At 53.1% G+C, this 1,517-nt stretch carries 1 protein-coding gene; it reads left to right on the top strand.

Translation table 11 applies throughout. The annotated features are described in order from the left end of the window. The coding region (locus MoGM_RS02565; protein WP_233210138.1) for a hemolysin family protein at positions 1 to 1,284 on the top strand (1,284 nt) is incomplete at its 5' end. Positions 1,285 to 1,517: the final 233 nt, after the last annotated feature.

Consider the following 1,517-nt stretch of genomic DNA (forward strand, 5'->3'; position numbering starts at 1 on the left):
ATAATAATCATCGCACTCATACTTCTCAACGGCGTGTTCTCCATGTCGGAAGTCGCTCTTATATCGGCACGGAAATCCAAGCTCGCGGCCGATGCCAAGGACGGCAGCAGAAATGCCGCGACGGCTCTTGAACTGTCAAATGAACCAGACCGTTTCCTGTCGACCGTACAGATAGGAATAACGTTGATAGGCATACTTACCGGTTTGTTTTCAGGCGCCACTATCGCTACCGACCTCGGCAATTATCTTGCCGGTCTGGGTGTAGCTCCGAAACTGGCGTTGAGCCTCTCGAAAGTTGTGATAGTCACCGTGGTCACCTATATGTCTATAGTCGTCGGCGAGCTTGTCCCCAAGCGTATAGGTCTCGGCCGTGCCGATGCCATAGCCAAGATTGTGGCCGGCCCGATGAAGCTGCTGTCCGTGTTCACTTTCCCGATAGTGTGGCTTCTGTCTTTTTCCACATCCGCTATAGTAAAGTTGCTGTGCATCGGCGATAACACGTCGAAGGTGACGGAAGATGAAATCAAGTCGCTCATCCAGGAGGGAACCGACTCGGGAGAGGTGCGTGAGGTGGAACAGGACATCATGGAGCGTGCCCTCGTGCTCGGCGACTGTAGTATAGAGGTCATCATGACGAGCCGCAAGGATGTGTCGTGTCTTACGGTAGACATGGATGAGGAAAGTGTCCGCAAGGTTCTCGCCGAAGATCTGCACTCCTCTTATCCCGTGTTTGACAAGGAAAAGGAAGACATCTGCGGTGTCATATCTCTAAAGAGGCTCATGCTCACGCTCGGGTCTGCCGACTTCAACATAGAGAAAGAGCTGACGCCCGGTATGTTCCTGCCCGAGACGATGACCGTCTACGACGCTCTCGACACGTTCAAGCGGGGTGGCGAGCATATAGGTCTCGTATACGACGAGTATGGCTGCTTCCAGGGTATAGTCACGCTGCGCGACATTCTCGGAGGCCTTGTTGGCGACATTCCGCAGGGTGTCGACGGGCCGGCCATCGTGAAACGCCACGACAGAGAGGAGTGGCTCGTCGACGGGCAGTGCATGATATACGATTTTCTCTCCTATTTCGACAGGGAAGATCTCTACGAGCCGGCGTCTTACACCACCGTGGGAGGTCTTGTGATGGAGAGCTTGCGCCGTGTGCCCGCCGAAGGAGACGTGTTCACTTGGGGTTGTTTCAAGTTCGAGGTGGTCGATATGGATAAGGTGCGCATCGACAAAATCGCTGTCTCCATGATATGCGAGGAGGCCGCTTCCGATTCGGAATAATATTTACAAAGAGCTTCTCATGTTTCGCTTGTTTTAAAATTAAAGTCCCGTGGTCGCAAAAACACGGGTTATGAGAGTTTTTTTTGTGCAAGTGCCTGTATTCCAGTGTCGTACATGGCATGCGCCTGCTTGCGGTACACAACCGGCCTCATCTGTCCGGCATGTTTTTTCCGTTTAGCGTCCCGTTGCGCTGCGTTTAGCGTCTAAATGGAAGCCAACGGGACGCTAAACGC

Source organism: Prevotella sp. MGM1 (assembly GCF_002933775.1).
Classification (GTDB): Bacteria; Bacteroidota; Bacteroidia; order Bacteroidales; family Bacteroidaceae; genus Prevotella.